Below are 978 nucleotides of genomic sequence, written 5' to 3' on the forward strand. Positions count from 1 at the left end.
GAGACTATCTATTCCGCGGGATACAGTGTGGCTTTCAGCCCTGTGATGGATGTCACTTACTTTCCTTATTTGGTAAAAGTGTTTTGCAATATCTTTATACCGTACTCTCCCGTTAAGGGGGAGGAGTCCATACATCTCCCACAAAACTATTTGCACTGTGAGGTCGTACAGCAATTTTTTGAGCTTGTAAACTACTCTGCCGCCAATAAGAAAGTGGATAAAACACAGCAGCAATTAATGAATGAGCAAGTTGAAAAAGCATTTAAAGAATATGGCCCAGATGCTAAGTTGAACATTCGACTTGAGCGTTGCCCGTTGAACAAAAAGTAAAGTAGAGAACCTATGATAGAGACGAATGATGACGCATTAGAATATTTTCTAAGCAAATTTAGCCAACCAACAACAATCATACCTGCGACTACCGCTGATATAGAAGCGTATCGAGGGAAACTGCCTGACAAGCTACTTGAATACTGGCAAATACTCGGTTTCAGTGGCTTTGCCGATGGTTTATTTTGGTTGACAAATCCAGCGGATTATCACGACATTCTTGACCGATTTTTAGAAGACACCCCGTTTGAGCAAGATGATATCTATTATGTTATAGCGCGTAACGCTTGGGGGGAACTTCAGATTTACGGCGAAACAACAGGTGAGTCCCTTGAAATAAGCCCGCACCTAAATTGGATGCGAACAAAAAAAGGGAATGAGCAAGATATTAAAGCAGGTAACACTGAGCGGACAATAAAAAATTTTATAGCGTTTCAAGAAATTGAAGATCTTGATATTGAAAATAACCAAAGGAAGCCACTCTTTCCTGCGGCATTAAAAAAACAGGGCCCACTCAATGCCGATGAAGTGTACGGCTTTGCACCATTTTTATTTATGGGTGGCGAGAAAAAAGTCAAGAATATTGAAAAGTGCGATATTTTTGCCCATTTGAATTTAATTGCCGACATGTAGTGGTCAACTAATTTT

General features: G+C 40.1%; 1 protein-coding gene and 1 pseudogene. Both read left to right on the forward strand.

Annotated elements, in window-relative coordinates; genetic code table 11:
- Positions 1-330 (forward strand): annotated as a pseudogene (locus tag CWC03_RS22695) (hypothetical protein); the annotation flags it as partial.
- A 12-nt stretch (positions 331-342) separates the two neighbouring features.
- Complete coding sequence (locus CWC03_RS22700; protein ID WP_138583780.1) at positions 343-963, forward strand: GAD-like domain-containing protein; 621 nt, start codon at positions 343-345, stop codon at positions 961-963.
- The last annotated feature ends 15 nt before the right edge of the window (positions 964-978 follow it).

The organism is Pseudoalteromonas sp. S2755 (assembly GCF_005886535.1).
Taxonomy (GTDB): Bacteria; Pseudomonadota; Gammaproteobacteria; order Enterobacterales; family Alteromonadaceae; genus Pseudoalteromonas.

What these genes read in the sequence shown, in the direction of transcription:
- CWC03_RS22700 (WP_138583780.1), top strand. Translation starts at nt 343, where the DNA reads ATGATAGAGACGAATGATGACGCATTAGAATATTTTCTAAGCAAATTT.